The organism is Pseudolabrys sp. (assembly GCF_035943735.1).
Lineage (GTDB): Bacteria > Pseudomonadota > Alphaproteobacteria > Rhizobiales > Xanthobacteraceae > Pseudolabrys.
Genome location: NZ_DASZBV010000016.1, coordinates 23,009 through 45,273, shown reverse-complemented (window position 1 = coordinate 45,273; position 22,265 = coordinate 23,009). Strand labels below are relative to the sequence as shown.

Sequence of the window (22,265 nt, the reverse complement as noted above, 5' to 3'; positions counted from 1 at the left end):
TAGTCATGGGCAAGCGCGCACGCGAAAGAGACCTCGCCGACAACGAGGCCAAGGCCGTGAGCAAGATGCTGCGGGTCTCGCCGCAGAAGCTCAACCTTGTCGCGCAGTTGATCCGCGGCAAGAAGGTCGCGAGCGCGCTCGCCGACCTGGAATTTTCGCGCAAGCGCATCGCCAAAGACGTGCGCAAGTGCCTGGAATCGGCGATCGCCAACGCCGAGAACAACCACGATCTCGACGTCGACGATCTCGTCGTCGCCGAGGCGCATGTCGGCAAGGCGCTGGTCATGAAGCGCTTCTCACCGCGCGGCCGCGGCCGGGTGGGCAAGATTTTGAAGCCGTTCTCGCATCTCACGATCGTCGTGCGTGAGGTCGAGGCGCAGCAGGCGCAGGCCTGAGGAGTTTAACATGGGTCAGAAAATCAATCCGATCGGGCTGCGCCTCGGTATCAACCGCACCTGGGATTCGCGCTGGTTCGCGGGCAAGCAGGAATACGGTTCGCTGCTGCACGAGGACATCAAGATCCGCGAAGAGCTGATGAAGCAGCTCAAGCAGGCGGCGGTGTCGCGCATCGTCATCGAGCGCCCGCACAAGAAGTGCCGCGTCACCATCCACTCGGCGCGCCCGGGCGTGGTCATCGGCAAGAAGGGCGCCGACATCGAGAAGCTGCGCAAGTCGGTCGCCAAGCTTACCGATAGCGACGTCGTCATCAACATCGTCGAGATCCGCAAGCCGGAGCTCGACGCGCAGCTGGTCGCCGAGTCCATCGCGCAGCAGCTCGAGCGCCGCGTCGCGTTCCGCCGCGCCATGAAACGCGCCGTGCAGTCGGCGATGCGCCTCGGCGCCGAGGGCATCCGCATCAACTGCTCCGGCCGTCTCGGCGGCGCCGAGATCGCGCGTCTGGAGTGGTACCGCGAAGGTCGCGTGCCGCTGCACACGTTGCGCGCCGACATCGACTACGGCGTCGCCACCGCCTTCACCACCTACGGCACCTGCGGCGTCAAGGTCTGGATCTTCAAGGGCGAGATCCTCGAGCACGACCCGATGGCGCAGGACAAGAAGATGGCCGAGGGCGACCAGGGCCGTTCGCGCCGCGAGCAGGCCTAAGGAATTCGGACAGGTCAATAAATCATGCTGCAACCGAAGCGCACCAAGTACCGCAAGGCCTTCAAGGGCCGCATCCACGGGACCGCAACGTCGGGCACCACGCTGGCCTTCGGCCAGTACGGCCTGAAGGCGCTCGAGCCGGATCGCGTCACCGCGCGCCAGATCGAGGCGGCGCGCCGCGCGCTCACCCGCTTCATGAAGCGCGCCGGCCGCGTCTGGATCCGCGTGTTCCCCGACGTGCCGGTGTCGAAGAAGCCGATCGAAGTGCGCATGGGCAAAGGCAAGGGCACGCCCGAGCTTTGGGTCGTGCGCGTCAAGCCCGGTCGCATCCTGTTCGAGGTCGACGGCATCCCGCAGGCGACCGCGAAGGAAGCCCTGACGCTTGCCGCCGCCAAGCTGCCGGTCAAGACCCGTTTCATCGAACGTATCGCCGAGTAAGAGCCATGAAATCCGCAGACGTGAGAGCGATGACGCTCGATCAGCTCGATGACGAAGTCCTCAAGCTGAAGAAGGAGCAGTTCAACCTGCGCTTCCAGCGGGCGACGGGGCAGCTCGAAAACACCTCGCGAGTGCGCACGATCCGCCGCGACATCGCCCGCATGAAGACCGTTGCCGCGCAGAAGCGCGCCGCCGAGGGCGGCGCCGCCGCCAAGAAATAAGGGTTCGAGATATGCCGAAGCGCACGCTGCAGGGCGTCGTCGTCAGCGACAAGCAGGACAAGACCGTGGTCGTCCGCGTGGAACGCCGTTTCACGCATCCGACCATGAAGAAGACCATTCGCCGATCGAAGAAGTACCATGCGCACGACGAGGGCAATACGTACTCGGTCGGCGACCTGGTGTGGATCGAGGAGCGCCGGCCGCTGTCCAAGCTCAAGTGCTGGGAAGTGATCCGGGGCGAGAAGAAACAGACCGTGCAGTAAGCGCCCGACGTGACAGTGTCAGGCGCATAACGAAGAAAAGAGCCGCATCATGATTCAGATGCAAACCAACCTCGACGTGGCGGACAACTCCGGCGCACGCCGCGTCATGTGCATCAAGGTGCTCGGCGGGTCGAAGCGGAAGTACGCCACCATCGGCGACGTCATCGTCGTTTCGGTGAAGGAGGCGATCCCGCGCGGCCGCGTCAAGAAGGGCGACGTGATGAAGGCCGTCGTGGTCCGCATCGCTAAGGAGATCAAGCGCGCCGACGGTTCGATCATCCGCTTCGACCGCAACGCCGCCGTGCTGATCAACGCCCAGGCCGAGCCGGTCGGCACCCGCATCTTCGGGCCGGTGCCGCGCGAGTTGCGCGCCAAGAACCACATGAAGATCATTTCGCTTGCGCCGGAGGTCCTCTGATGGCCGCCAAGATTCGTAAAGGCGACAAGGTCGTCGTCCTCACCGGCCGTGACAAGGGCCGCACCGGCGAAGTCGTCGAGGTGCGCCCGGCCGAAGACCGCGCCATCGTGCGCGGCGTGCACATGGTCAAGCGCCACCAGCGCCAGACGCCGCAGCAGGAAGGCGGGATCATCTCGAAGGAAGGGACGATCCACCTGTCGAACCTGGCGGTCGCCGATCCCAAGGACGGCAAGGCCACCCGCGTCGGCTTCAAGTTCGTCGGCGAAGGCGATAACCGCAAGAAGGTGCGCTTCGCGAAGCGCTCCGGGGTAGAGATCGATGGCTGATACGCAGACCGAGAAGAAGACCAAGGCCGCGCCGAAGGGCGACGCCGGCAAGGCGAAGGCGCCGAAGACCGCCGCCAAGAAAGAGGGCGGTGAGGCCAAGGCGAAGGCGCCGCGCGAGCGTTCGGACTACGTCGCGCGTCTGCGCACGCACTACGACAAGGTGGTGCGCGGCCAGATGACCGAGAAGTTCGGCTACAAGAACCCGATGCAGGTGCCGGTGATCACCAAGGTGGTGCTCAACATGGGCATCGGCGAGGGCGCCGCCGATCGCAAGAAGGTCGACAACGCCTCGCAGGACCTCACGCTGATCGCCGGCCAGAAGTCGGTTATCACCAAGTCGCGCAAGTCGATCGCGACCTACAAGCTGCGCGATGGCCAGGCCATCGGCTGCAAGGTCACGTTGCGCAAGGCGCGCATGTACGACTTCCTCGACCGCCTGGTGAACGTGGCGCTGCCGCGCATCCGCGACTTCCGCGGGCTCAACCCGAAGAGCTTCGACGGCCGCGGCAACTACTCGCTCGGCATCAAGGAGCACATCGTGTTCCCCGAGATCGATTTCGACAAGGTCACCGACAGCTGGGGCCTCGACATCACCGTCTGCACGACCGCCAAGAACGACGACGAGGCGCGGGCTTTGCTGGCGGCTTTCAACTTCCCGTTCCGGCAGTGAGGCGCGAAGCGCGATCTCATACGCGGAACCGTTAGGAGCGAAACGAATGGCGAAGAAGAGTTCGATCGAGAAGAACAACCGGAGGCGCAAGATGGCGAAGCAGTTCGCCAGCCGCCGGAGCAAGCTCAAGGCCATCGTGCAGGACAAGGATCTGCCGGTGGAGGATCGTTTCGCCGCGACCCTCAAGCTTGCCGAGCTGCCGCGCAACTCGTCGCGCACGCGCATCCGCAATCGCTGCGAGCTGACCGGCCGTCCGCGCGCCTACTACCGCAAGCACAAACTCAGCCGTATCGCTCTCCGCGAGCTCGGCAACAAAGGCCTGATCCCGGGCCTTGTGAAGTCGAGCTGGTAAGGGGGAGAGCGAGATGGCTGTCAACGATCCGATCGGCGACATGATCACCCGCATCCGCAATGCGCAGATGCGTACGAAGTCGAAGGTCTCGATGCCCGGCTCCAAGCAGCGCGAGCGCGTTGCCGAGGTGCTCAAGGCGGAAGGCTTCATCCGTGGCTACGCCAACGTGGCGCATGCCTCGGGTCGCAACGAGCTCGAGATCGAGCTCAAATATTTCGATGGGACGCCGGTGATCCGCGAGATCGAGCGCGTCTCCAAGCCGGGCCGGCGCGTTTACGCGTCGGTGAAGGCGCTGCCGCGCGTCAATAACGGCCTCGGCATCGCCATCCTGTCCACCCCCAAGGGCGTGATGGCCGACCATGACGCCCGCGACGCCAATGTCGGCGGCGAAATCATCTGTACGGTGTTCTGATGTCTCGAATCGGAAAACGTCCGGTTGCCGTCCCGTCCGGCGTCACCGCCAACGTGGAAGGGCAGACCGTCAAGGTGAAGGGCCCCAAGGGCGCGCTCCAGCTCGTGCTGCACGACGACGTGTCGGTCAGCATGGACAAGGCCGGGATCAAGGTCGAGCCGCGTCATGAGACCAAGCGCGCCCTCTCGCAGTGGGGCACCGCGCGCACGCTGGTGAACAACGTCGTCAACGGCGTCACCAAGGGCTTCGAGGAGAAGCTTGAAATCACCGGCGTCGGCTATCGCGCGGCGGTGCAGGGCAAGCAGCTCAACCTGCAGCTCGGCTTCTCGCACGACGTCAACTATCCGATCCCGCAAGGCATCACGATCGCGACGCCGAAGCCGACCGAGATCGTCATCACCGGCATCGACAAGCAGCAGGTCGGCCAGGTGGCGGCCGAAATCCGCGGCTGGCGTCCGCCGGAGCCGTACAAGGGCAAGGGCGTGAAGTACGCCGGCGAATACATCTTCCGCAAGGAAGGCAAGAAGAAATAAGAGGGCTTGCGCCATGACGAAATTGAGAGACCGGGCCGCGCGGCGGACGGCGTCTGTGCGACGCAAGATCAAGCTCGCCGGCATCAAGAACGGGCGCGCGCGCCTGTCTGTGTTCCGCTCGTCGAAACACATCCACGCGCAGCTCATCGACGACGACAAGGGTCAGACCCTGGTCGCCGCCTCGTCGCTGGAGAAGGCGATGCGTGAGGGCAAAAAGACCGGCGCGAACATCGAGGCGGCCAAGCAGGTCGGCAAACTGATCGCCGAGCGCGCCGTCGCCAAGGGCATCAAGGACGTCGTGTTCGACCGCGGCGGTTACATTTATCACGGCCGCATCAAGGCACTGGCCGAAGCCGCCCGCGAGGGCGGGCTCAACTTCTAACGGAAGATCGCATCATCCCGAAAAGTGGGAGCCGGTTTTCGGATAAGATGATGCGAAGGGAAAAAGCACATGGCACGTGAAGCGCGACGGGAACGGGAACGCAGCGGCCAGCGCGATACGCGCGAGCCGAGCGAGTTCATCGACAAGCTGGTCCACATCAACCGCGTGGCCAAGGTGGTCAAGGGCGGCCGCCGGTTCGGCTTTGCCGCGCTGGTGGTGGTCGGGGACCAGAAAGGCCGCGTCGGCTTCGGTCACGGCAAGGCGCGCGAGGTGCCGGAGGCGATCCGCAAGGCGACCGAGGCCGCCAAGCGCAGCCTGACCCGCGTGCCGCTGCGCGAAGGCCGTACGCTGCATCACGACGTCGCCGGCCGTCACGGCGCCGGCAAGGTGTTCCTGCGCGCGGCGCCTCCGGGAACCGGCATCATCGCCGGCGGTCCGATGCGCGCCGTGTTTGAGACGCTCGGCATGCAGGACGTCGTCGCCAAGTCGCTCGGCTCGTCGAACCCGTACAACGTGGTGCGCGCGACCTTCGACGCGCTCAAGCACCAGGACTCGCCGCGTTCGGTCGCGGCGCGCCGCAACATCAAGGTGTCCACGCTGCAGTCGCGTCGTCGCGAAGGCGGCGAGGCGGAAGCGACCGCGGAGTAATTTGGTCATGGCTCAGGCAAAGACGATCAAGATCGAGCAGGTCGCCAGCCCGCTGCGCAAGCATTTCGACCAGCGGCAGACTTTGGTGGGCCTCGGTCTGAACAAGATTGGCCGCGTGCGCGAGCTGCCGGACAATGCCTCGACGCAGGGCATGATCCGCAAGGTGCAGCACCTCGTCCGCGTGGTGGACGGGAAGAAGTAAGCCGTCCTTGCGCGCGGCATCGCGCGCTGGCGGAAAAGAGAACGAGGACGTGAGATGAAACTCAACCAGATCGCCGACAATGCCGGCTCGCGCAAGAACCGCATGCGCGTTGGCCGCGGCATCGGCTCGGGCATGGGCAAGACCGGCGGCCGCGGCGGCAAGGGCCAGACCGCGCGCACCGGCGTGCGCATCAAGGGCTTCGAAGGCGGCCAGATGCCGCTGCATCGTCGCCTGCCGAAGCGCGGCTTCCGCAACACCGCCTTCGCTCTGAAGCTCAACGAGATCAATCTCGGCAAGGTGCAGGTCGCGATCGATGCAGGGCTGATCGACGTCAAGGCGCCGGTCGACGCCGCCGCCATGGTCAAGGCCGGGCTGATGCGGCGCGAGAAGGACGGCGTGAAGCTGCTCGGCAACGGCGAATTCAAGGCCAAGGCCGATTTTACCGTCTTTGGCGCCTCGAAGTCGGCCAAGGAAGCCATCGAAAAGGCCGGCGGCTCGGTGAAGATCGTCAAGCTGGAGCCGGAAAAGGCCGAGGACGAGCCGAAGGGCAAGAACAAGCGCAAGGCGAAGGCCGCCGACGCCAAGTAAGGGCTGCGACCGCGACGGACGTCGCCGGCCGCAGCTTCGGACTACAGATGACAGACGCAGCGCCTATCTAAAGGCCTGTGTCATCGGCCGCGGGTCCGCGCGGTTCATGACGGCGGCGGGGCGCGGCAGGAGCGAGCGATGGTTTCGGCGGCGGAACAACTGGCGGCCAATCTCAACTTCTCGGCACTGGCCAAGGCCGACGAGCTCAAGAAGCGCATCTGGTTCACAGTTGGCGCCTTGCTCGTCTACCGGCTGGGCACCTACATCCCGCTGCCCGGCATCGACCCGGCGGCCTGGGAGCAGATCTTCAACACCCAGTCGGGTGGCATTCTCGGCATGTTCAACATGTTCTCCGGTGGCGGCATCCACCGGATGGCGATCTTCGCCCTGAACATCATGCCTTACATCTCCGCCTCGATCATCATCCAGCTGATGACGACGGTCTCGCCCTCGCTCGAAGCCTTGAAGAAGGAAGGCGAGTCGGGCCGCAAGATCATGAACCAGTACACGCGGTATCTCACCGTGGGTCTGGCGGCGGTTCAGTCCTACGGCATCGCCATCGGTCTCCAGGGCACGGGCAATGTCGTCCTGCACCCCGGCATCTTCTTCCTGATCTCGACCACGATCACGCTGACCGGGGGCACGATGTTCCTGATGTGGCTCGGCGAGCAGATCACCTCGCGCGGCATCGGCAACGGCATCTCGCTGATCATCCTCGCGGGTATCGTGGCGCAGTTGCCATCGGCGGTGGCCGGCACCCTCGAACTCGGCCGCCAGGGCGCGCTGTCGACCGGCCTCATTCTGGTGGTGATGGTGATGGCGGTCGCCGTCATCGCCTTCATCGTGTTCATGGAGCGCGCGCAGCGCCGGCTGCTGATCCAGTATCCCAAGCGCCAGGTCGGCAACCGCATGTTCGAGGGCCAGTCCTCGCATCTGCCGCTCAAGCTCAACACCTCGGGCGTTATCCCGCCGATCTTCGCCTCGTCGCTGCTCTTGCTGCCGACCACGGTCGCCAACTTCAATGCGGGCGGTGGCCCCGGCTGGCTCACGACAATGACGACGCTGCTCGGCCACGGCCGGCCGCTGTTCCTTCTTCTCTACATCGGGCTGATCGTCTTCTTCACGTTTTTCTATACGGCGGTCGTGTTCAATCCGACCGAGACCGCCGACAACCTGAAGAAGCACGGCGGCTTCGTCCCCGGCATCCGCCCTGGCGAGCGCACGGCTGAGTACATCGACTACGTGCTGTCGCGCATCACCGTCGTCGGCGCGCTCTATCTCGCCATCGTCTGCCTCATCCCGGAGATCCTGATCTCCTACGCCGCCGTGCCATTCTATTTCGGCGGCACCTCGCTGCTCATCGTCGTCAGCGTCACCATGGACACGGTGGCCCAGATCCAGGGCTACCTGCTGGCGCACCAATACGAAGGTCTGATCAAGCGGTCGAAGTTGCGGGGGCGCAATAGATGAGGCTGATTCTGCTCGGCCCGCCGGGGGCGGGGAAGGGCACGCAGGCGCAGCGGCTGGTGGCGAAGCACGGCATCGTGCAATTGTCGACTGGTGACATGCTGCGCGCCGCGGTCGCGGCGGGCACGCCCGTCGGACTGCGCGCCAAGGCCATCATGGACCGGGGCGATCTCGTTCCCGACGACGTGGTGGTGGCGATCATCGCCGACCGTATCGTCCAACCGGACGCCAAGCGCGGCTTCGTGCTCGACGGCTTCCCGCGCACCGTGCCGCAGGCCGAGGCGCTCGATAAGCTGCTCAAGGAACGCGGTCTGGAGCTCGACGGCGTGATCGAGCTCAAGGTCAACGAGGGCATCCTGCTCAAGCGCATCGAGACGCGGGTCGCCGAGATGACCGCGCGCGGCGAGAAAGTGCGCGCCGACGACAATCCTGAGGCGCTCAAGAAGCGCCTCGACGCTTACCGGGCGCAGACCGCGCCCCTGGTCGACTATTACGCCGGCACCGGGCAGCTGAAGACCGTCGACGGCATGGCACCGATCGACGACGTCACCGCCGCCATCGATGCTCTGCTCAAGCCGGCCCGTCCGGCCCGTGCGCGGGGCAAGGCGCCCGCCCGCCGGGCCAGCCGCGCCCGCAGCGCCAAGACCAAGACCGCCCGCGGCCGCGCCGCCAAGCGGGGGGTGAAGAAATCGCGTGGCAAAGCCGCCCGTCCGGCGACCGGCCGCGTCCGAAAAGCGGCCAAATCGGCCCCAAGTTCCCGCAAGAAGGCTGGCCGACCGGCCGCCAAGCGCGGCCGCGCCGGAACCCGGTCCGGGGCACGCAAAACCCGCGCCAAACGCTTGACGAGGAGCCGATGAATCCCCTAATAACCGGGGTATCCAGGAGTTTGGCGCGATGCCGGGTCCCAGAGCGGCGGGGCCGGGTGTCGTGCACTGTTTTGCGTCATCCCCTTGCGGGGTCACAAGAATTCGGCGCGCTCGGCGCGGCCGGCCGGCAACAGGCTTAATAGGAGAGAGCACGTGGCTCGTATCGCGGGCGTCAACCTTCCGACCAACAAGCGCGTCGTTATTGCGCTGCAGTACATCCATGGCATCGGGCAGAAGATCGCCAAGGACATCATGTCGAACCTCAACCTGCCGATGGAGCGGCGCGTGTCGCAACTTACGGACGCCGAGGTTCTCCAGATTCGCGAATTGATCGACCGTGACTATATGGTCGAGGGCGATCTCCGCCGCGAAGTGTCGATGAACATCAAGCGGCTCATGGACCTCGGCTGCTACCGTGGCCTGCGCCACCGCAAGGGTCTGCCGGTCCGCGGCCAGCGCACGCACACCAATGCGCGCACCCGCAAGGGCCCGGCCAAGACCATCGCCGGCAAGAAAAAGACCGCCTGATCGGACGCAATTTAAATTTGGCGCGCGCCGGTCGAAGGCGCCGCGCCGCGAAAGGGATCGAGAATGGGTAAGGAAGCCACCCGCGTCCGCCGGCGCGAACGCAAGAACATCGCCTCGGGCGTCGCGCACGTGAACGCGTCGTTCAACAACACCATGATCACTATCACCGACGCGCAGGGCAACACCATTGCCTGGTCGTCGTCGGGAACGATGGGCTTCAAGGGATCGCGCAAGTCGACCCCGTACGCCGCACAGGTCGCCGCCGAGGATGCCGGCAAGAAGGCGCAGGAGCACGGCATGCGCACCCTCGAGGTGGAGGTTTCGGGCCCCGGTTCGGGCCGTGAGTCGGCGCTGCGTGCGTTGCAGTCGGCGGGGTTCACGATCACCTCGATCCGTGACGTGACCTCGATCCCGCACAACGGGTGCCGGCCGCGCAAGCGCCGTCGCGTCTGAGCTTTAATTCGAGAGGCGGACGCGCCCCGGGCCGTCCGCCGTCCGCCTGAGATGTCCCCCACATGGCGGGTGGGGTTGCGCGAGGGGCAGCCTTGCGCCGCGGAAAGGTGAACACGTGATTCAGAAAAATTGGCAGGAACTGATCAGGCCGAACAAGCTCCAGGTGACGGCGGGGATGGATCCCGCGCGCATGGCGACGGTCGTGGCGGAGCCGCTCGAGCGCGGCTTCGGCGTCACGCTCGGCAACGCCTTGCGCCGCATCCTTCTCTCGTCGCTGCAGGGCGCGGCGGTGCAGTCGGTGCACATTGACGGTGTGTTGCACGAGTTCTCCTCGATTGCCGGCGTGCGCGAGGACGTCACCGACATGGTCCTCAACATCAAGGACATCGCCATCAAGATGCAGGGCGAAGGCCCCAAGCGCATGGTGGTGAAGAAGCAAGGCCCCGGCACGGTGACCGCCGGCGACATTCAGACCGTCGGCGACGTGGTCGTGCTCAATCCGGACCTCATCCTGTGCACCCTCGACGAGGGCGCCGAGATCCGCATGGAGTTCACGGTCAACACCGGCAAGGGCTACGTCCCGGCCGAGCGCAACCGTCCCGAGGACGCGCCGATCGGCCTCATCCCGGTCGACTCGCTGTACTCGCCGGTCAAGAAGGTCTCGTACAAGGTCGAGAACACCCGCGAGGGCCAGATCCTCGACTACGACAAGCTCACGATGAGCATCGAGACGAACGGCGCCGTTTCGCCGGAGGACTCGCTCGCTTACGCCGCGCGCATTCTCCAGGACCAGCTCAACGTGTTCGTCAACTTCGAGGAGCCGCGCAAGGCGGAAGCCGCGGAGACGATCCCGGATCTCGCCTTCAACCCGGCCTTCCTCAAGAAGGTGGACGAGCTTGAGCTCTCGGTGCGTTCGGCCAACTGCCTGAAGAACGACAACATCGTCTATATCGGCGACCTCGTTCAGAAGACGGAAGCCGAGATGTTGCGCACGCCGAACTTCGGCCGCAAGTCGCTCAACGAGATCAAGGAAGTGCTGGCGCAAATGGGCCTGCATCTCGGCATGGAAGTGCCGGGCTGGCCGCCGGAGAACATCGAAGAGCTCGCCAAGCGCTTCGAGGATCACTACTGAGAATGAATTCGCCGCAGCCAGGATCTTGGCCGCGGCGTTTTTGGGCGAACGCAGGAGGCCCACCTGCACATTGTCCGACGAACCGTCGTGACACGTAGAAGAGAAGGATCGATTCGATGCGTCACGGCAAGGTTCACCGCAAGCTTGGCAAGAAGCCGGCTCACCGCAAGGCGATGTTCGCCAACATGGCCTCGAGCCTGATCAAGCACGAGCAGATCATGACGACGCTGCCGAAGGCGAAGGAGCTGCGGCCGATCGTCGAGAAGCTCATCACGCTCGGCAAGAAGGGCGATCTTTCCGCCCGCCGCCAGGCGATCTCCGAAATCCGCGACATTGCGCAGGTCAAGAAGCTCTTCGAAGTGCTGGCGCCGCGCTACAAGGAGCGGCACGGCGGCTACACCCGCATCATGAAGGCGGGCTTCCGCTACGGCGACAACGCGCCGCGCGCGGTGATCGAGTTCGTCGACCGCGACGTCGAGGCCAAGGGCAAGGATTCAGGTCCGGTGCAGGCGAAGGCCACCGAAGAGGCGACCGCAGCCGCCTGATCTCTCATGTGTTATAGTCTCCGGAAAGGGCGGCCTCAGGCCGCCCTTTTTCGTTGTTCCGGAATTTCGCCCCCTGTGCACGACACAACGCCGCATTGGTGACAATCGTCAAGTTGCGGTAACATCCTCCCCGCAAAAAGGGCACGCCCGTCTCAGAGGGCGAGGGGAGATACCACAATGCTTCGCACGTTCGTGCTGGCCGCGGCGCTTGCCGTGGCGACGGCTGGCGCCGCCAATGCGCAGTCCGATCTGGTCAAGCGCGGCGACTATCTCGTCAACACCATCATGACCTGCGGCAATTGCCATTCGCCGAAAGGGCCGCAGGGCGACATTCCCGGCAAGCACTTCTCCGGCGGCCTGTCGTGGGACGAGCCGCCGTTCAAGGTGACGGCGCCGAATGTCACCGAGGACAAGGAGACCGGCATCGGTTCCTGGACCGACGCGCAGATCAAGCATCTGCTCCGCACCGGCGTGCGGCCGAACGGCGTCCCGATCGCGGCGGTAATGCCGGTCGGGTTCTATAAGATCATCACCGACCGCGACATGGACGCCATCGTCGCCTATCTGCGCACGCTGCAGCCGATCAAGAACAAGGTGCCGGATCCGGTCTACCGCTTCCCGGCCAAGTCGCAGACGCCGCCAGGTGCCGAGAAAGAGTACACCGCGGCGATGCTGAAGGACCCGGTGAAGCACGGTTTCTATCTTGCCACCATCGGCCACTGCTTCGAATGCCACACGCCGATGGGCCCGAAGGGGCATGACTGGAAATTCTACGGCATGGGCGGCATGGAATTCCCCGGGCCGTGGGGCAAGTCGGTGTCGCGCAACATCACCGAGAGCAAGACCAAGGGTATCGGCGCCTGGACCGACGCGCAGATCAAAACCGCGATCACCACCGGCGTCGACAAGGACGGCGCACATCTGAAACCGCCGATGGGCTTCGGCTACTATGCGCACATGACCGACGGCGATATCCACGACATCATCGCCTATCTGCGCACGGTGCCGGCGAAAGAGTGATTTTCACCTCTCCCCGCGCGCGGGGAGAGGTCGCCGCCGTCGCATAGCGATGGCGGGCGGGTGAGGGGGCGGTTCGACGATTTCGCGCGATTGAAAATGCCCCTCGCCCTGACCCTCTCCCCGTAAGAACGGGGAGAGGGAGAAGACGAAGCCTCACCACCCCGCCAGCACCACCTTGCCGATGGTGGTGCCGCTCTCGATCTGCGCGTGCGCCTTGATCAGATTGACGGCGTTGATGGGCGACAGCTCCCGCGCCGCCGTGGTGACGATCAGCCCGCCGTCGATCATCGCCGACACTTCGTTGAGCAGTCTGTGCTGCGCGATCATGTCCGGCGTCTCGAAGATGGCGCGCGTGAACATCGACTCCCAGTGCACCGACACCGCCTTGCGCTTGAGCGGGCTGATGTCGAGCGTCTTCGGGTCGTCGATCAGCGCGAACTTGCCCTGGGGCGTGATGATCGCCTCCAATTGCGGAAACGAGCGGTCGGTGCCGCTGACGCCGGCGACGAGCGCCACCTGCGCATGGCCGATGGCCTTGAGCTGATCGGCCAGCGGCTTCGCGTGATCGATGACGTGATCGGCGCCGAGCTTCATGCACCAGTCGCGCGTCTCCTTGCGCGAGGCGGTGGCGATGACCGTCAGCGCGGTGAGTTTCCTCGCAAGCTGGATCATGATCGAGCCGACGCCGCCGGCGCCGCCGATGATCAGCAGCGCGCGACCGTCCGGCGTCTTGCCGGGCGCTACGCCGAAGCGGTCGAATAGCATCTCCCAGGCGGTGATCGCGGTGAGCGGCAGCGCCGTGGCCTGCGCGAAGGACAGCGACTTGGGCTTGCGGCCGACGATGCGCTCGTCGACCAGGTGCAATTCGCTGTTGGTGCCGGGCCGCACGATCGAGCCGGCGTAGAACACCTCGTCGCCCGGCCTGAACAGCGTCACGGTTGTGCCGACCGCCTCGACCACGCCGGCGGCGTCGTAGCCGAGGATCTTGGCCGGCTCGCCGGGTTTTGCTTGGGCGCGCATGCGCACTTTGGTGTCGACCGGGTTGACCGACACCGCCTTCACCGCGACGCGCAAGTCGCGCGGCCCCGGCGTCGGCGTCTCGAGAGTGATATCGATCAGGCAGCCGGGGTCGGTGATGGGCAGAGACTTGGTATAGCCGACGGCTTTCATGGGGCAGGGCTCCGGGGAGGGCGGCGTTCGCCGGGGCGTTATTGCACGGGGAGGCAGGGGCGTATCTAGTGGCTCGCATCTGCCGGTGGCGAGTCGGCCACAGAGGGACGCCACGCCATATTGCCGCAGGCCGGCCAGACCGGTGCAGGCCCGTGCCCGACGGTCATTATTCGGCCAAGGCGGCCCTTATATCAGGTGGGGAACCCGCCGCAGGACCTTGAAGACATGATCAGGCAGTTGACCCTCGCAGTCGCTCTCGTCGCCGTTCTCGCCAGCCCCGCATGGGCGCAGGAGCGGCGGGTGCCCGCGTCGCAGGCCGAGCTTCAGCTCTCCTACGCGCCGCTGGTCAAAAAGGTCGCCCCGGCGGTGGTCAACGTTTATGCCGCCAAGGTGGTGCGCACCCGCAACCCGCTGTTCGACGATCCGATCTTCCGCCAGTTCTTCGGTGGCAACATGCCGGGCGGCGGCACGCAGATCGAGCGCTCGCTGGGCTCCGGCGTCATCGTCGATGCATCCGGCCTCATCGTCACCAACGTGCATGTCATCGAGGGCGCCGACGAGGTGAAGGTGGCGCTCAACGACAAACGCGAGTTCGAGGCGCAGGTCGTGCTCAAGGACAAGCGCAGCGACCTCGCAGTGCTGCGCATCAAGACCGGCGGCGCGAAGCTGCCCTATCTCGATCTCGGCAATTCGGATCAGTTGCAGGTCGGCGACGTGGTGCTCGCCATCGGCGATCCCTTCGGCGTCGGGCAGACCGTGACGCAAGGCATTGTTTCCGCGCTTGCCCGCAGCGACATCGGCACCAACAATTATCAGTACTTCATCCAGACCGACGCGGCCATCAATCCCGGCAATTCCGGCGGCGCGCTGATCGACATGTCCGGCAAGCTCGTCGGCATCAACAGCGCCATCTATTCGCGCTCCGGCGGCTGGCAGGGCATCGGCTTCGCGATTCCCGCCAACATGGTGCGCGTGGTGCTCGCCTCGGCGAAGAGCGGCGGCAAGGCGGTGCAGCGGCCCTGGCTCGGCGCCAAGCTGCAGCCGGTGACGCAGGACATCGCCGAGAGCCTTGGCCTCAAGCGGCCGTATGGCGCGTTGGTCGCCAATGTGCTCGACGGCAGCCCCGCCGCCCGCGCCGGCCTGAAGCCGGGCGACGTCATCTTCGCCATCGACGGCCAGGAGGTCGACGACCCGAACGCCTTCGACTATCGCTTCGCCACGCAGCCGCTCGGCGGCACGGCCAAGGTCGCCTTCGTGCGCGGCGGCAAGACGTACGACGCCACGGTGGCGCTGCAGACGGCGCCGGACCGGCCGCGCGACGAGATCGACATCCGCGGCCGCTCGCCCTTCACCGGCGCGCGCGTTGCCAATCTGTCGCCGGCGCTGGCCGACCAGATGCAGTTGCAGGGTGCCGAGTCCGGCGTGGTGGTCGTCAACGTGCCGGACAACTCCACCGCCGCCTCTTTCGGCTTCCGCCCCGGCGACATCATCGTCGACGTCAATGGCGAGCGGATCGACAAGACCGGCGATCTCGAGAAGGTCAGCGAGACGCCGGCCCGGGCCTGGCGGGTCACCATCCAGCGCGGCCGCCAGCGCATTTCCGCGGCCTTCAGCGGGTAATTTTTCTTCCGACCGGCTACTATATGACCTCATGGCCGGGGCAACCGGGACGGGCTGTCGTCCGGTCCGAACCTTCGCCGGCCGTGAGGGCGAGATTCAATTAATGGCACCCCGCAGCAAAGCGAGCGGCCCGACCCTGTTCGCGGCCGCCGGTCTCGACAAGGACGCACCGCGTCCCTTGGCCGACCGGCTGCGCCCGCAGAAGCTCGACGAGGTGGTCGGCCAGGACCACCTGCTCGGACCCGACGGCGCGCTCACCCGCATGCTGGAGACGCGCTCGCTCGGCAGCCTCGTGTTCTGGGGCCCGCCAGGCACCGGCAAGACCACCGTGGCGCGGCTGCTGGCGCAGGCGACCGACCTGCACTTCGAACAGATATCGGCGATCTTCACCGGAGTCGCCGACCTGAAGAAGGTCTTCGAGGAGGCGCGCCGCCGCCGCGAGATGGGGCAGGGCACGCTGCTGTTCGTCGACGAGATCCACCGCTTCAATCGCGCGCAGCAGGACAGCTTCCTGCCGGTGATGGAGGACGGCACCATCGTCCTCGTCGGCGCCACCACCGAGAATCCGTCTTTCGAACTGAACGCGCCGCTTTTGTCGCGCGCGCGCGTGCTGGTGTTCCGCTCGCTTGACGAGGCCGCGATCGGCAGGCTGCTCGCGCGCGCCGAGCAGATCGAAGGCCGGCCGCTGCCGCTCGATACCGACGCGCGCGCGTCGCTCATCCGCATGGCCGACGGCGACGGCCGCGCCTCGCTCACTTTGGCGGAAGAAGTCTGGCGCGCCGCGCGTCCCGACGAGGTGTTCGACCAGCAAAAGCTGCAGGAGATCGTGCAGCGCCGCGCGCCGATCTACGACAAGGCGCAGGACGGCCACTACAATCTGATCAGCGCGCTGCACAAGTCAGTGCGCGGCTCCGATCCCGACGCGGCGCTCTATTATCTCGCGCGCATGCTCGATGCCGGCGAGCCACCGCTCTACATCGCCCGGCGCGTCGTGCGCATGGCGATCGAGGATATCGGGCTGGCCGATCCGCAGGCTCTGGTGATCGCCAATGCGGCGAAGGACGCCTACGACTTCCTTGGCAGCCCCGAAGGCGAGCTCGCCATTGCGCAGGCCGTGCTCTATGTGGCAACCGCGCCGAAGTCGAACGCCGGCTACGTCGCCTACGGCGCTGCGAAGCGGGTGGCCAAGGAGGCCGGCTCGCTGCTGCCGCCGAAGCACATCCTCAACGCGCCGACCAACCTGATGAAGGACGAGGGCTACGGCCGCGGCTACGCCTACGACCACGATCAGGAAGAGGCGTTCTCGGGCCAGAACTATTTCCCCGACGCGCTGCCACGGCAGACCTTCTACGATCCGCCGGAGCGGGGATTCGAACGCGAGATCCGGAAACGGCTCGATTACTGGGCGAAGCTGCGTCGCGAGAAGGGTGGGGCATGAGTATCGATCTCGACAGGTACTTCGCGCGCGTCGGCTATGACGGGCCGCGCGAGAATTCACTGGCGACCTTGCGGCGGCTGCACGGACTGCATCCGCAGGCGATCCCGTTCGAGAACCTCGATCCGCTGCTCAAGCGGCCGGTGAAGCTCGATCTCCAGTCGCTGCAAGCCAAGCTCGTTGACGGCGGCCGCGGCGGCTATTGTTTCGAGCACAACTCGCTGTTCGCCGCCGTGCTGCGCGAGCTCGGCTACGAGGTCAGGGAGGCGACGGCGCGGGTGCGCTGGAGCGTGCCGGACGGCATGACGACGCCTCGCGTGCATTGCCTGTTGTTCGTCGAGGCAGAGGGCGAGGATTATCTCGCCGACGTCGGTTTCGGCGGCAATGTGCTGACCGCCCCGCTGCCGCTCGCCTCGCGCGAGGAACAGGAGACGCCGCACGAGCCGTTCCGTCTGGTCGATGATGACGATGGCGAGCATCTGGTGCAGGAGGCGAAGATCAACGGCCAGTGGACGCCGCTCTATGCCTTCGATTTTGCGCACACACATCCGGCCGATTACGAGATGGGCAACTGGTTTACATCGGCGCACCCTAACTCGATCTTCGTCAACGGCCTGCTCGGTGCGCGCGCCGAGGCAGGAAAGCGTTACGCCTTGCGCGACAACCAGCTCGCGGTGCATACGCTCGGCGGGACCACGGAGAAGACGACCTTGAAAAGCGCCGGCGAGCTGCGTGACGCGCTCAGCGACCTGTTCAAACTGCGCCTGGATGCGCTCGATGGCCTCGATCCGGCGCTTACCGCGCTGGCGGCGAGGACTGCATGAGCCGTGGTGGCAGCAAAGGTCCGCGCCAGCCGGGCGGCGGACGGCGTGAGGCGGGACCGCGGCAGCAGTCGCGCGGCACGCGTGGGGCTGCACGCCTCGGCAAGGGCGAGGGGCGCTTCGGCAAGAGCGAAGGGCGCGGCGACAAGCGTTTCGGCGCCAGCGAAGGCGGCAAGCGCTTTGGCGCGGGCGAGGGTGGCAAGCGCTTCGGCGCGGGTCAGGGCAGCAAGCGGTTCGGCGAAGGCGCGAAACGCTTTGGCAAGAGCGCAGGCGGCAAGCGCTTCGGCGAAGGCAGTGGCGGCAGACGCTTCGATGCGGAAGTGGGCGCCCCGCGCGAGGATCGTTTCGGCGGCCCCAGCAAGCGCTTCGGCAAACGCGACGAGCGCTCCGCCGAACGTGGCAAGCGCTTCGGCAAGCGGCCGGGTGAGGAGCACGCGCACCGGCGCGACGACGAGCGTCCCGAAGCCGGCAGGCGTTTTGGCAAAGGGGAGGGGCGCGGTTCTCCCGCTCCCCGCGTGCGGGGAGCGGGTCGGGGTGAGGGGGGCCTTCGCAAGCCTGAGCTTCGCGGCCTTGCCCCCGCACCCGACCGCGCTCGCCATAGCGCGTCGAAGACGCGCGTTGACGCGCTTATGGCGCCCGCGGTCGACCTCGCCCCGCAAGCGGCGAGAGCTGAACCCACCGCCGTGCAGACCGTCACCGTGTCGGCCGACGAGAACGGCATGCGTGTCGATCGCTTCTTCGAGGCGCGCTTCCCTGGCCTGTCGTTCAGCCACATTCAGCGCATCATCCGCAAAGGGCAGGTGCGCGTCGACGGCCGCCGCACCGAGCCGAAGGCGCGGCTGACGGCCGGCCAGTCGCTTCGTATCCCGCCATTGACTTTGGCGCCGCCGCCGCCGCGCGATGACGCGCCGCAGGCGCAGAAGGATCGCGCCTTCCTCAAGGGCATCATGCTCTATGAAGACGACGACGTGATGGTGCTCAACAAGCCGATGGGCTTGGCCGTACAGGGCGGCTCCGGCACCACCCGCCACCTCGACGGCATGCTCGGGGCGTTGCGCGGCTCACATCCCGACGCGCAGCGGCCGCGCCTCGTGCACCGGCTCGACAAGGACACCGCCGGCTGCCTGCTCGTCGCCAAGACGCGCTTTGCCGCCGCCGCGCTTGCCAAGACCTTCCGCTCGCGCTCGGCGCGCAAGATCTACTGGGCTTTGGTCGTCGGCGTGCCGAGGCCGCAGCAGGGCCGCATCTCGACTTACCTGACCAAGCAGGAGGTCGAGGAGGACTCCTACATGCGCGTCGCCGAGCACGGCGAGAAGGATGCCGTGCACGCCGTCACTTATTACGCGGTGGTCGAGACCTCGGCGCAGAAATTCGCCTGGGTGTCGCTCAAGCCGGTTACCGGCCGCACGCACCAGCTGCGCGCGCACATGGCCCATATCGGCCATCCGATCATCGGCGATCCGAAATACTTCAACATCGAGAATTGGGAATTCCCCGGCGGCATCCAGGACCGGCTGCATCTCTTGGCACGACGCATCGTCGTGCCGCATCCGCGCGGCGGCGTCATCGACATCTCGGCGCCGCTGCCGCCGCACATGGAGCAGTCGTGGAACCTGCTCGGCTTCGACGCCACCCGCTACGACCCCATCGTCGACGCGCCGGAGGAGTAGCCGCCGGAGCGGCGCGTGCTTATCTGAGGCGCATGCGTATGCTGTACGCGTTGCCAAAAACTCCGTTCATTCCCGCGAAAGCGGGAATCCAGATCGGAATATCGGGGTGGCATCGCCGCGCTGGGTCCCCGCTTTCGCGGGGACGAACGGGGGTTACGGCGCTGCTTCTGCTGGGTCTTCTTGCGCCGGCGATGGCGCACGCGCAGTACGACATCATGCGGCCCGAGCCCGGCCGTCCGCAGGAGTTGCCGACACCATGGCTGCCGCCAAAATACAAGTCGCCGCGCGGCTCGCATAACCACGTGGTGCCGGTCCCGCAGCAACAGCCCCGTTACGTCCGGCCGGTGACGCCGCCGCCGCTGCTCGTGCCGCAGACCGGGCAGGTGGTGCCGAACAATCCGGTGCTGTCGCCGTCCGGCCCGAACGGCACCGAGACCTTCCAGGACAGAGCGAGCCGCTGTGTCGGCCAGAGCAGCGCCCCCGGCGCGGGCAACCCGAACGCCTATGTGGGGACATGCGTGAATCAGTAGGTCGCCGCGGGCACTGCAGGCTCCCTCTCCCCGCTGGGGAGAGGGTTGGGGTGAGGGGGGCCTGAATCAGTGAGTTTGTAACCCCTCACCCGGGTCACCTTCGGCGACCCGACCTCTCCCTATGGGAGAGGTGAAGAGAGAGCGGCATCCGGGGCACGCAAACTCAAATCTCCTCCATCACCTGCGCATAGGAGATGAGCGCGAACAGCGCCGTGCCGCCGAGCATGTTGCCGATCAGCACCGGCACGAAGAACGAAGTGATGAAGCGCCACCATTCCCAGTCGCCGGCGAGTACGAGCATGTAGGCCTCCATGCTGCCGGCGACGACATGGGTAAAGCCACCGACCGCGATCAGCCAGGTCATCAAAGTGATCACCGGCAATTTGGCGGTCTCTGCCGCGGGCAGCATCCACACCATCGCGGCGATCAGGAATCCGGAGGTGACGGCGCGGAAGCACATCTGCCACCATGACAGGTGCGCTATCTCGCGGCTGATAGCGAGCATCGAGTCGTAGAGCTCCTGCGGCACGACCGGGAAATAGGTACTGAAGGCGGCAGCGAACAACGTGCCGGCGAGGTTGGCGACGAGCACGATCACCCACAGCCGCGACATGCGCCAGACATTATGGGGCGTGAGCTCCTTCAGCACCGGCAGCACCGCGGTGATGGTGCTCTCGGTGAACAGTTGCTGGCGGCCGAGGACCACGATGAGGAAGCCGACGCTATAGCCGAACCCGGCGACCAGAATGCGCCACGGCGCGTCCGGCAGATGCTGGCGCAGGATGCCTTGCGCCAGCAGCGAGAAGCTGATCGACAGACCGGCGGCGACGCCCGACCACCACAGGGAGGTGAGGGGGCGCTCCATCTCCTCCTCGCCGAGCCGGCGTACCACCTCGTAGATCACAGGCGAGCGCGGCGTCGACATTTCCTCGACGTCTTCGACCTCTTGGTCGGAAATGCCGCGCTGCCGGGCTGGCTGCGACCCGGCCTTCGGCTTTTGCGGTCGCTTGGGGGTGCGCGCCATGAGGGGCTGAACGCGGCGGCGTGGAACCGGGTTCCGCAGCTCTGCTGCGGTGTCTTGACAGGCAACCAAATGGTTGCCTATAAGAGTCCATGACGATCGACGCCATGGATGCGGTGTTCCGGGCGCTCGCCGATGCCAGCCGCCGCGAACTGCTCGACCGGCTGCGCGCGGAGAACGGCCAGACGCTGAGCGAGCTCTGCGCGCGCCTCGCCAAATCTGGTCCGTCAATGACGCGGCAGGCGGTCAGCAAGCATCTCGCCATCCTCGAGGAGGCGAACCTGGTCGCGACCGTCAAGCGCGGCCGCGAGAAGCTGCACTATCTCAATCCTGTGCCGATCCACGACATCGGCGAGCGCTGGATTGCGAAATTCGAACGCTCACGCCTGCAGGCGCTGAGCGATTTAAAAAAGAGCCTGGAGGCAGGAGAACAGCGATGACCAAGCCGCAATTCGTCTACGTCACCTATATCCGTTCGACGCCCGAGAAGGTGTGGGCGGCGCTCACCGATCCGCAGACGACGAAGAAATACTGGTTCGGCATCACCGCCGAAAGCGACTTCAAGGCGGGCTCGCCGTGGGCGCTCAAGTTCGAGGACGGCCGCACCGCCGACACCGGGGAAATTCTCGAAGCCGACCCGCCGCGCCGGCTCGTCATCCGCTGGCGCAACGAGTTCAAGCCGGAGATCAAGGCCGCAGGCTGGTCGCGCTGCACGATGGAAGTCGAGTTGGTCGACTACTATCCGCGCTATGCCGAGCGCTCGGTCGACGGCGGCAAGTCGGTCAAGCTCATGATCACGCACGAGGCCGAGACGGAAGCGGGCGCGCCGTTGATCGAAGCGGTGTCCACCGGCTGGCCGAAGGTTCTGTCGAACCTCAAGTCGCTGCTCGAAACCGGCGACATCGCGTTCAAGGCCTAGGACGCGGGGAAAATAGAAAATATGGGAAGGCGCTCATGCCAGACATCATGCATCTGATCAAGATTCGCGCGGGGCAAGACAGGGTCCATCAGGTGGTTTCCACTGCCGAAGGCATTCGCAACTGGTGGACGCGTGATGCCGTTCTCGATGCAAAAATCGGCGGCGCCGGTGAGTTCGGCTTCTATGGGCATCGGATGGCGATCAAGGTGCGGGTCGCCGAATTCGATCCGCCGGAGCGCGTCACCTGGGACGCCATTTCCTCCACGCACGGCGTCTTTGATGGCACCACAATCAGCTTCGGTCTCAAGTCGGGTGGAGACATCACATCCGTGCTCTTTGCGCATCGCGGCTTCAAAAGCAGCGACGACAATATCGCCAGCGCCACAACGCGGTGGGGCTTCTATCTTCTGAGCCTCAAACGCTATCTCGAAACCGGAAAGGGCGTACCCAATCCGGACGACACCGAGCTGATCCGCTGACACTGTTCGTGCGTCGAAATAAAGGAGGCGCC

General features: G+C 65.8%; 32 protein-coding genes. 30 read left to right on the top strand and 2 right to left on the bottom strand.

What is annotated here, in order from left to right; all coding sequences use genetic code 11:
- Positions 1-5 precede the first annotated feature (5 nt).
- The 22 genes from rplV to VGV41_RS08425 all read left to right on the top strand — a co-directional run bounded on the left by rplV (position 6) and on the right by VGV41_RS08425 (position 12,568).
- Positions 6-395, top strand: coding sequence for a 50S ribosomal protein L22 (gene rplV, locus VGV41_RS08530; RefSeq protein ID WP_326863385.1), 390 nt, complete (start codon positions 6-8; stop codon positions 393-395).
- 10 nt (positions 396-405) lie between these two features.
- Positions 406-1,104 (top strand): 30S ribosomal protein S3, encoded by a 699-nt coding sequence (rpsC, locus tag VGV41_RS08525; RefSeq protein WP_326863384.1) that lies wholly within the window; start codon positions 406-408, stop codon positions 1,102-1,104.
- A gap of 24 nt (positions 1,105-1,128) precedes the next feature.
- Complete coding sequence (gene rplP / locus VGV41_RS08520; RefSeq protein ID WP_326863383.1) at positions 1,129-1,542, top strand: 50S ribosomal protein L16; 414 nt, start codon at positions 1,129-1,131, stop codon at positions 1,540-1,542.
- A 5-nt stretch (positions 1,543-1,547) separates the two neighbouring features.
- Positions 1,548-1,763: a 50S ribosomal protein L29 gene (rpmC, locus tag VGV41_RS08515; protein WP_326863382.1), complete on the top strand. Its 216-nt coding sequence runs from the start codon at positions 1,548-1,550 to the stop codon at positions 1,761-1,763.
- 11 nt (positions 1,764-1,774) lie between these two features.
- Positions 1,775-2,026 (top strand): 30S ribosomal protein S17, encoded by a 252-nt coding sequence (gene rpsQ / locus VGV41_RS08510; protein ID WP_326863381.1) that lies wholly within the window; start codon positions 1,775-1,777, stop codon positions 2,024-2,026.
- 49 nt (positions 2,027-2,075) lie between these two features.
- Positions 2,076-2,444 (top strand): 50S ribosomal protein L14, encoded by a 369-nt coding sequence (rplN, locus tag VGV41_RS08505; RefSeq protein ID WP_326863380.1) that lies wholly within the window; start codon positions 2,076-2,078, stop codon positions 2,442-2,444.
- Entirely contained in the window at positions 2,444-2,770 is a 327-nt protein-coding gene (rplX, locus tag VGV41_RS08500; protein ID WP_326863379.1) for a 50S ribosomal protein L24, read from the top strand. The genes rplN and rplX overlap by 1 nt, the downstream gene beginning before the upstream one ends.
- On the top strand, positions 2,763-3,440 hold the full coding sequence (gene rplE, locus VGV41_RS08495; RefSeq protein ID WP_326863378.1) for a 50S ribosomal protein L5: 678 nt from the start codon (positions 2,763-2,765) through the stop codon (positions 3,438-3,440). Before rplX ends, rplE begins: the two co-directional genes overlap by 8 nt.
- Before the next feature lie 46 nt (positions 3,441-3,486).
- Positions 3,487-3,792: a 30S ribosomal protein S14 gene (gene rpsN, locus VGV41_RS08490; protein WP_326863377.1), complete on the top strand. Its 306-nt coding sequence runs from the start codon at positions 3,487-3,489 to the stop codon at positions 3,790-3,792.
- Positions 3,793-3,805: 13 nt separating this feature from the next.
- Positions 3,806-4,204, top strand: a complete 399-nt coding sequence (gene rpsH / locus VGV41_RS08485; RefSeq protein ID WP_326863376.1) for a 30S ribosomal protein S8 — start codon at positions 3,806-3,808, stop codon at positions 4,202-4,204.
- Positions 4,204-4,737: a 50S ribosomal protein L6 gene (gene rplF / locus VGV41_RS08480; RefSeq protein ID WP_326863375.1), complete on the top strand. Its 534-nt coding sequence runs from the start codon at positions 4,204-4,206 to the stop codon at positions 4,735-4,737. Before rpsH ends, rplF begins: the two co-directional genes overlap by 1 nt.
- A 13-nt stretch (positions 4,738-4,750) precedes the next feature.
- Positions 4,751-5,119: a 50S ribosomal protein L18 gene (gene rplR / locus VGV41_RS08475; protein ID WP_326863374.1), complete on the top strand. Its 369-nt coding sequence runs from the start codon at positions 4,751-4,753 to the stop codon at positions 5,117-5,119.
- 69 nt (positions 5,120-5,188) lie between these two features.
- Positions 5,189-5,767, top strand: coding sequence for a 30S ribosomal protein S5 (rpsE, locus tag VGV41_RS08470; RefSeq protein WP_326863373.1), 579 nt, complete (start codon positions 5,189-5,191; stop codon positions 5,765-5,767).
- 7 nt (positions 5,768-5,774) lie between these two features.
- Positions 5,775-5,969: a 50S ribosomal protein L30 gene (rpmD, locus tag VGV41_RS08465; protein ID WP_326863372.1), complete on the top strand. Its 195-nt coding sequence runs from the start codon at positions 5,775-5,777 to the stop codon at positions 5,967-5,969.
- Between the two features lie 54 nt (positions 5,970-6,023).
- Positions 6,024-6,557 (top strand): 50S ribosomal protein L15, encoded by a 534-nt coding sequence (gene rplO / locus VGV41_RS08460; RefSeq protein WP_326863371.1) that lies wholly within the window; start codon positions 6,024-6,026, stop codon positions 6,555-6,557.
- 138 nt (positions 6,558-6,695) lie between these two features.
- Positions 6,696-8,027: a preprotein translocase subunit SecY gene (gene secY, locus VGV41_RS08455; RefSeq protein ID WP_326863370.1), complete on the top strand. Its 1,332-nt coding sequence runs from the start codon at positions 6,696-6,698 to the stop codon at positions 8,025-8,027.
- Complete coding sequence (locus tag VGV41_RS08450; RefSeq protein ID WP_326863369.1) at positions 8,024-8,881, top strand: adenylate kinase; 858 nt, start codon at positions 8,024-8,026, stop codon at positions 8,879-8,881. The genes secY and VGV41_RS08450 overlap by 4 nt, the downstream gene beginning before the upstream one ends.
- A gap of 162 nt (positions 8,882-9,043) precedes the next feature.
- Entirely contained in the window at positions 9,044-9,418 is a 375-nt protein-coding gene (gene rpsM / locus VGV41_RS08445; protein WP_326863368.1) for a 30S ribosomal protein S13, read from the top strand.
- A 63-nt stretch (positions 9,419-9,481) separates the two neighbouring features.
- Complete coding sequence (rpsK, locus tag VGV41_RS08440; RefSeq protein ID WP_326863367.1) at positions 9,482-9,871, top strand: 30S ribosomal protein S11; 390 nt, start codon at positions 9,482-9,484, stop codon at positions 9,869-9,871.
- Between the two features lie 115 nt (positions 9,872-9,986).
- The gene (locus tag VGV41_RS08435) at positions 9,987-11,003 is read left to right on the top strand and encodes a DNA-directed RNA polymerase subunit alpha (protein WP_326863366.1); all 1,017 of its coding nucleotides are present in this window, start codon (positions 9,987-9,989) and stop codon (positions 11,001-11,003) included.
- 116 nt (positions 11,004-11,119) lie between these two features.
- Positions 11,120-11,548: a 50S ribosomal protein L17 gene (gene rplQ / locus VGV41_RS08430; protein WP_326863365.1), complete on the top strand. Its 429-nt coding sequence runs from the start codon at positions 11,120-11,122 to the stop codon at positions 11,546-11,548.
- Positions 11,549-11,725: 177 nt separating this feature from the next.
- The gene (locus VGV41_RS08425; protein ID WP_326863364.1) at positions 11,726-12,568 is read left to right on the top strand and encodes a cytochrome c; all 843 of its coding nucleotides are present in this window, start codon (positions 11,726-11,728) and stop codon (positions 12,566-12,568) included.
- Between the two features lie 153 nt (positions 12,569-12,721).
- Here the strand turns inward: VGV41_RS08425 and VGV41_RS08420 are convergent, their stop codons facing one another.
- Positions 12,722-13,738: a zinc-binding alcohol dehydrogenase family protein gene (locus VGV41_RS08420; RefSeq protein WP_326863363.1), complete on the bottom strand. Its 1,017-nt coding sequence runs from the start codon at positions 13,736-13,738 to the stop codon at positions 12,722-12,724.
- Between the two features lie 225 nt (positions 13,739-13,963).
- Here VGV41_RS08420 and VGV41_RS08415 point away from each other — a divergent pair, with 225 nt between their 5' ends.
- The 5 genes from VGV41_RS08415 (at position 13,964) to VGV41_RS08395 (ending at position 19,814) form a co-directional block, all read left to right on the top strand.
- On the top strand, positions 13,964-15,358 hold the full coding sequence (locus VGV41_RS08415) for a DegQ family serine endoprotease (RefSeq protein WP_326863362.1): 1,395 nt from the start codon (positions 13,964-13,966) through the stop codon (positions 15,356-15,358).
- 103 nt (positions 15,359-15,461) lie between these two features.
- Complete coding sequence (locus tag VGV41_RS08410) at positions 15,462-16,796, top strand: replication-associated recombination protein A (protein WP_326863361.1); 1,335 nt, start codon at positions 15,462-15,464, stop codon at positions 16,794-16,796.
- On the top strand, positions 16,793-17,617 hold the full coding sequence (locus tag VGV41_RS08405; RefSeq protein WP_326863360.1) for an arylamine N-acetyltransferase: 825 nt from the start codon (positions 16,793-16,795) through the stop codon (positions 17,615-17,617). The genes VGV41_RS08410 and VGV41_RS08405 overlap by 4 nt, the downstream gene beginning before the upstream one ends.
- Before the next feature lie 317 nt (positions 17,618-17,934).
- On the top strand, positions 17,935-19,284 hold the full coding sequence (locus tag VGV41_RS08400; RefSeq protein ID WP_326863899.1) for an RluA family pseudouridine synthase: 1,350 nt from the start codon (positions 17,935-17,937) through the stop codon (positions 19,282-19,284).
- Between the two features lie 191 nt (positions 19,285-19,475).
- Positions 19,476-19,814: a hypothetical protein gene (locus VGV41_RS08395; protein WP_326863359.1), complete on the top strand. Its 339-nt coding sequence runs from the start codon at positions 19,476-19,478 to the stop codon at positions 19,812-19,814.
- A 163-nt stretch (positions 19,815-19,977) separates the two neighbouring features.
- Here VGV41_RS08395 and VGV41_RS08390 read toward each other — a convergent pair whose 3' ends face one another.
- Positions 19,978-20,838: a formate/nitrite transporter family protein gene (locus VGV41_RS08390; RefSeq protein ID WP_326863358.1), complete on the bottom strand. Its 861-nt coding sequence runs from the start codon at positions 20,836-20,838 to the stop codon at positions 19,978-19,980.
- A gap of 104 nt (positions 20,839-20,942) precedes the next feature.
- On the opposite strand from VGV41_RS08390, the gene VGV41_RS08385 reads away from it, so the two are divergent.
- The 3 genes from VGV41_RS08385 to VGV41_RS08375 are packed head-to-tail and all read left to right on the top strand — an operon-like array spanning position 20,943 to position 22,233.
- Positions 20,943-21,275: a metalloregulator ArsR/SmtB family transcription factor gene (locus VGV41_RS08385; RefSeq protein WP_326863898.1), complete on the top strand. Its 333-nt coding sequence runs from the start codon at positions 20,943-20,945 to the stop codon at positions 21,273-21,275.
- Positions 21,272-21,754 carry an SRPBCC family protein gene (locus tag VGV41_RS08380; RefSeq protein ID WP_326863357.1) on the top strand — a complete coding sequence of 161 codons (483 nt, stop codon included), beginning with the start codon at positions 21,272-21,274 and terminating at the stop codon, positions 21,752-21,754. The genes VGV41_RS08385 and VGV41_RS08380 overlap by 4 nt, the downstream gene beginning before the upstream one ends.
- A gap of 35 nt (positions 21,755-21,789) precedes the next feature.
- Positions 21,790-22,233 (top strand): SRPBCC domain-containing protein, encoded by a 444-nt coding sequence (locus tag VGV41_RS08375; protein WP_326863356.1) that lies wholly within the window; start codon positions 21,790-21,792, stop codon positions 22,231-22,233.
- Positions 22,234-22,265 lie beyond the last annotated feature (32 nt).

Excerpts from the sequence above, each read along its gene's own strand:
- rpmD (WP_326863372.1), top strand. The coding sequence starts at position 5,775 with ATGGCTCAGGCAAAGACGATCAAGATCGAGCAGGTCGCCAGCCCGCTG.
- VGV41_RS08450 (WP_326863369.1), top strand. The coding sequence starts at position 8,024 with ATGAGGCTGATTCTGCTCGGCCCGCCGGGGGCGGGGAAGGGCACGCAG.
- rplE (WP_326863378.1), top strand. The coding sequence starts at position 2,763 with ATGGCTGATACGCAGACCGAGAAGAAGACCAAGGCCGCGCCGAAGGGC.
- rpmC (WP_326863382.1), top strand. The coding sequence starts at position 1,548 with ATGAAATCCGCAGACGTGAGAGCGATGACGCTCGATCAGCTCGATGAC.
- rplX (WP_326863379.1), top strand. The coding sequence starts at position 2,444 with ATGGCCGCCAAGATTCGTAAAGGCGACAAGGTCGTCGTCCTCACCGGC.
- rpsH (WP_326863376.1), top strand. The coding sequence starts at position 3,806 with ATGGCTGTCAACGATCCGATCGGCGACATGATCACCCGCATCCGCAAT.
- rplO (WP_326863371.1), top strand. The coding sequence starts at position 6,024 with ATGAAACTCAACCAGATCGCCGACAATGCCGGCTCGCGCAAGAACCGC.
- rpsQ (WP_326863381.1), top strand. The coding sequence starts at position 1,775 with ATGCCGAAGCGCACGCTGCAGGGCGTCGTCGTCAGCGACAAGCAGGAC.
- rpsK (WP_326863367.1), top strand. The coding sequence starts at position 9,482 with ATGGGTAAGGAAGCCACCCGCGTCCGCCGGCGCGAACGCAAGAACATC.
- rpsE (WP_326863373.1), top strand. The coding sequence starts at position 5,189 with ATGGCACGTGAAGCGCGACGGGAACGGGAACGCAGCGGCCAGCGCGAT.
- rplR (WP_326863374.1), top strand. The coding sequence starts at position 4,751 with ATGACGAAATTGAGAGACCGGGCCGCGCGGCGGACGGCGTCTGTGCGA.
- VGV41_RS08425 (WP_326863364.1), top strand. The coding sequence starts at position 11,726 with ATGCTTCGCACGTTCGTGCTGGCCGCGGCGCTTGCCGTGGCGACGGCT.
- secY (WP_326863370.1), top strand. The coding sequence starts at position 6,696 with ATGGTTTCGGCGGCGGAACAACTGGCGGCCAATCTCAACTTCTCGGCA.
- VGV41_RS08405 (WP_326863360.1), top strand. The coding sequence starts at position 16,793 with ATGAGTATCGATCTCGACAGGTACTTCGCGCGCGTCGGCTATGACGGG.
- VGV41_RS08395 (WP_326863359.1), top strand. The coding sequence starts at position 19,476 with ATGGCGCACGCGCAGTACGACATCATGCGGCCCGAGCCCGGCCGTCCG.
- rplF (WP_326863375.1), top strand. The coding sequence starts at position 4,204 with ATGTCTCGAATCGGAAAACGTCCGGTTGCCGTCCCGTCCGGCGTCACC.
- VGV41_RS08385 (WP_326863898.1), top strand. The coding sequence starts at position 20,943 with ATGGATGCGGTGTTCCGGGCGCTCGCCGATGCCAGCCGCCGCGAACTG.
- VGV41_RS08410 (WP_326863361.1), top strand. The coding sequence starts at position 15,462 with ATGGCACCCCGCAGCAAAGCGAGCGGCCCGACCCTGTTCGCGGCCGCC.
- VGV41_RS08375 (WP_326863356.1), top strand. The coding sequence starts at position 21,790 with ATGCCAGACATCATGCATCTGATCAAGATTCGCGCGGGGCAAGACAGG.
- VGV41_RS08415 (WP_326863362.1), top strand. The coding sequence starts at position 13,964 with ATGATCAGGCAGTTGACCCTCGCAGTCGCTCTCGTCGCCGTTCTCGCC.
- VGV41_RS08420 (WP_326863363.1), bottom strand. The coding sequence starts at position 13,738 with ATGAAAGCCGTCGGCTATACCAAGTCTCTGCCCATCACCGACCCCGGC.
- rpsN (WP_326863377.1), top strand. The coding sequence starts at position 3,487 with ATGGCGAAGAAGAGTTCGATCGAGAAGAACAACCGGAGGCGCAAGATG.
- VGV41_RS08390 (WP_326863358.1), bottom strand. The coding sequence starts at position 20,838 with ATGGCGCGCACCCCCAAGCGACCGCAAAAGCCGAAGGCCGGGTCGCAG.
- rplP (WP_326863383.1), top strand. The coding sequence starts at position 1,129 with ATGCTGCAACCGAAGCGCACCAAGTACCGCAAGGCCTTCAAGGGCCGC.
- rplQ (WP_326863365.1), top strand. The coding sequence starts at position 11,120 with ATGCGTCACGGCAAGGTTCACCGCAAGCTTGGCAAGAAGCCGGCTCAC.
- rplN (WP_326863380.1), top strand. The coding sequence starts at position 2,076 with ATGATTCAGATGCAAACCAACCTCGACGTGGCGGACAACTCCGGCGCA.
- rpsC (WP_326863384.1), top strand. The coding sequence starts at position 406 with ATGGGTCAGAAAATCAATCCGATCGGGCTGCGCCTCGGTATCAACCGC.
- VGV41_RS08380 (WP_326863357.1), top strand. The coding sequence starts at position 21,272 with ATGACCAAGCCGCAATTCGTCTACGTCACCTATATCCGTTCGACGCCC.
- rplV (WP_326863385.1), top strand. The coding sequence starts at position 6 with ATGGGCAAGCGCGCACGCGAAAGAGACCTCGCCGACAACGAGGCCAAG.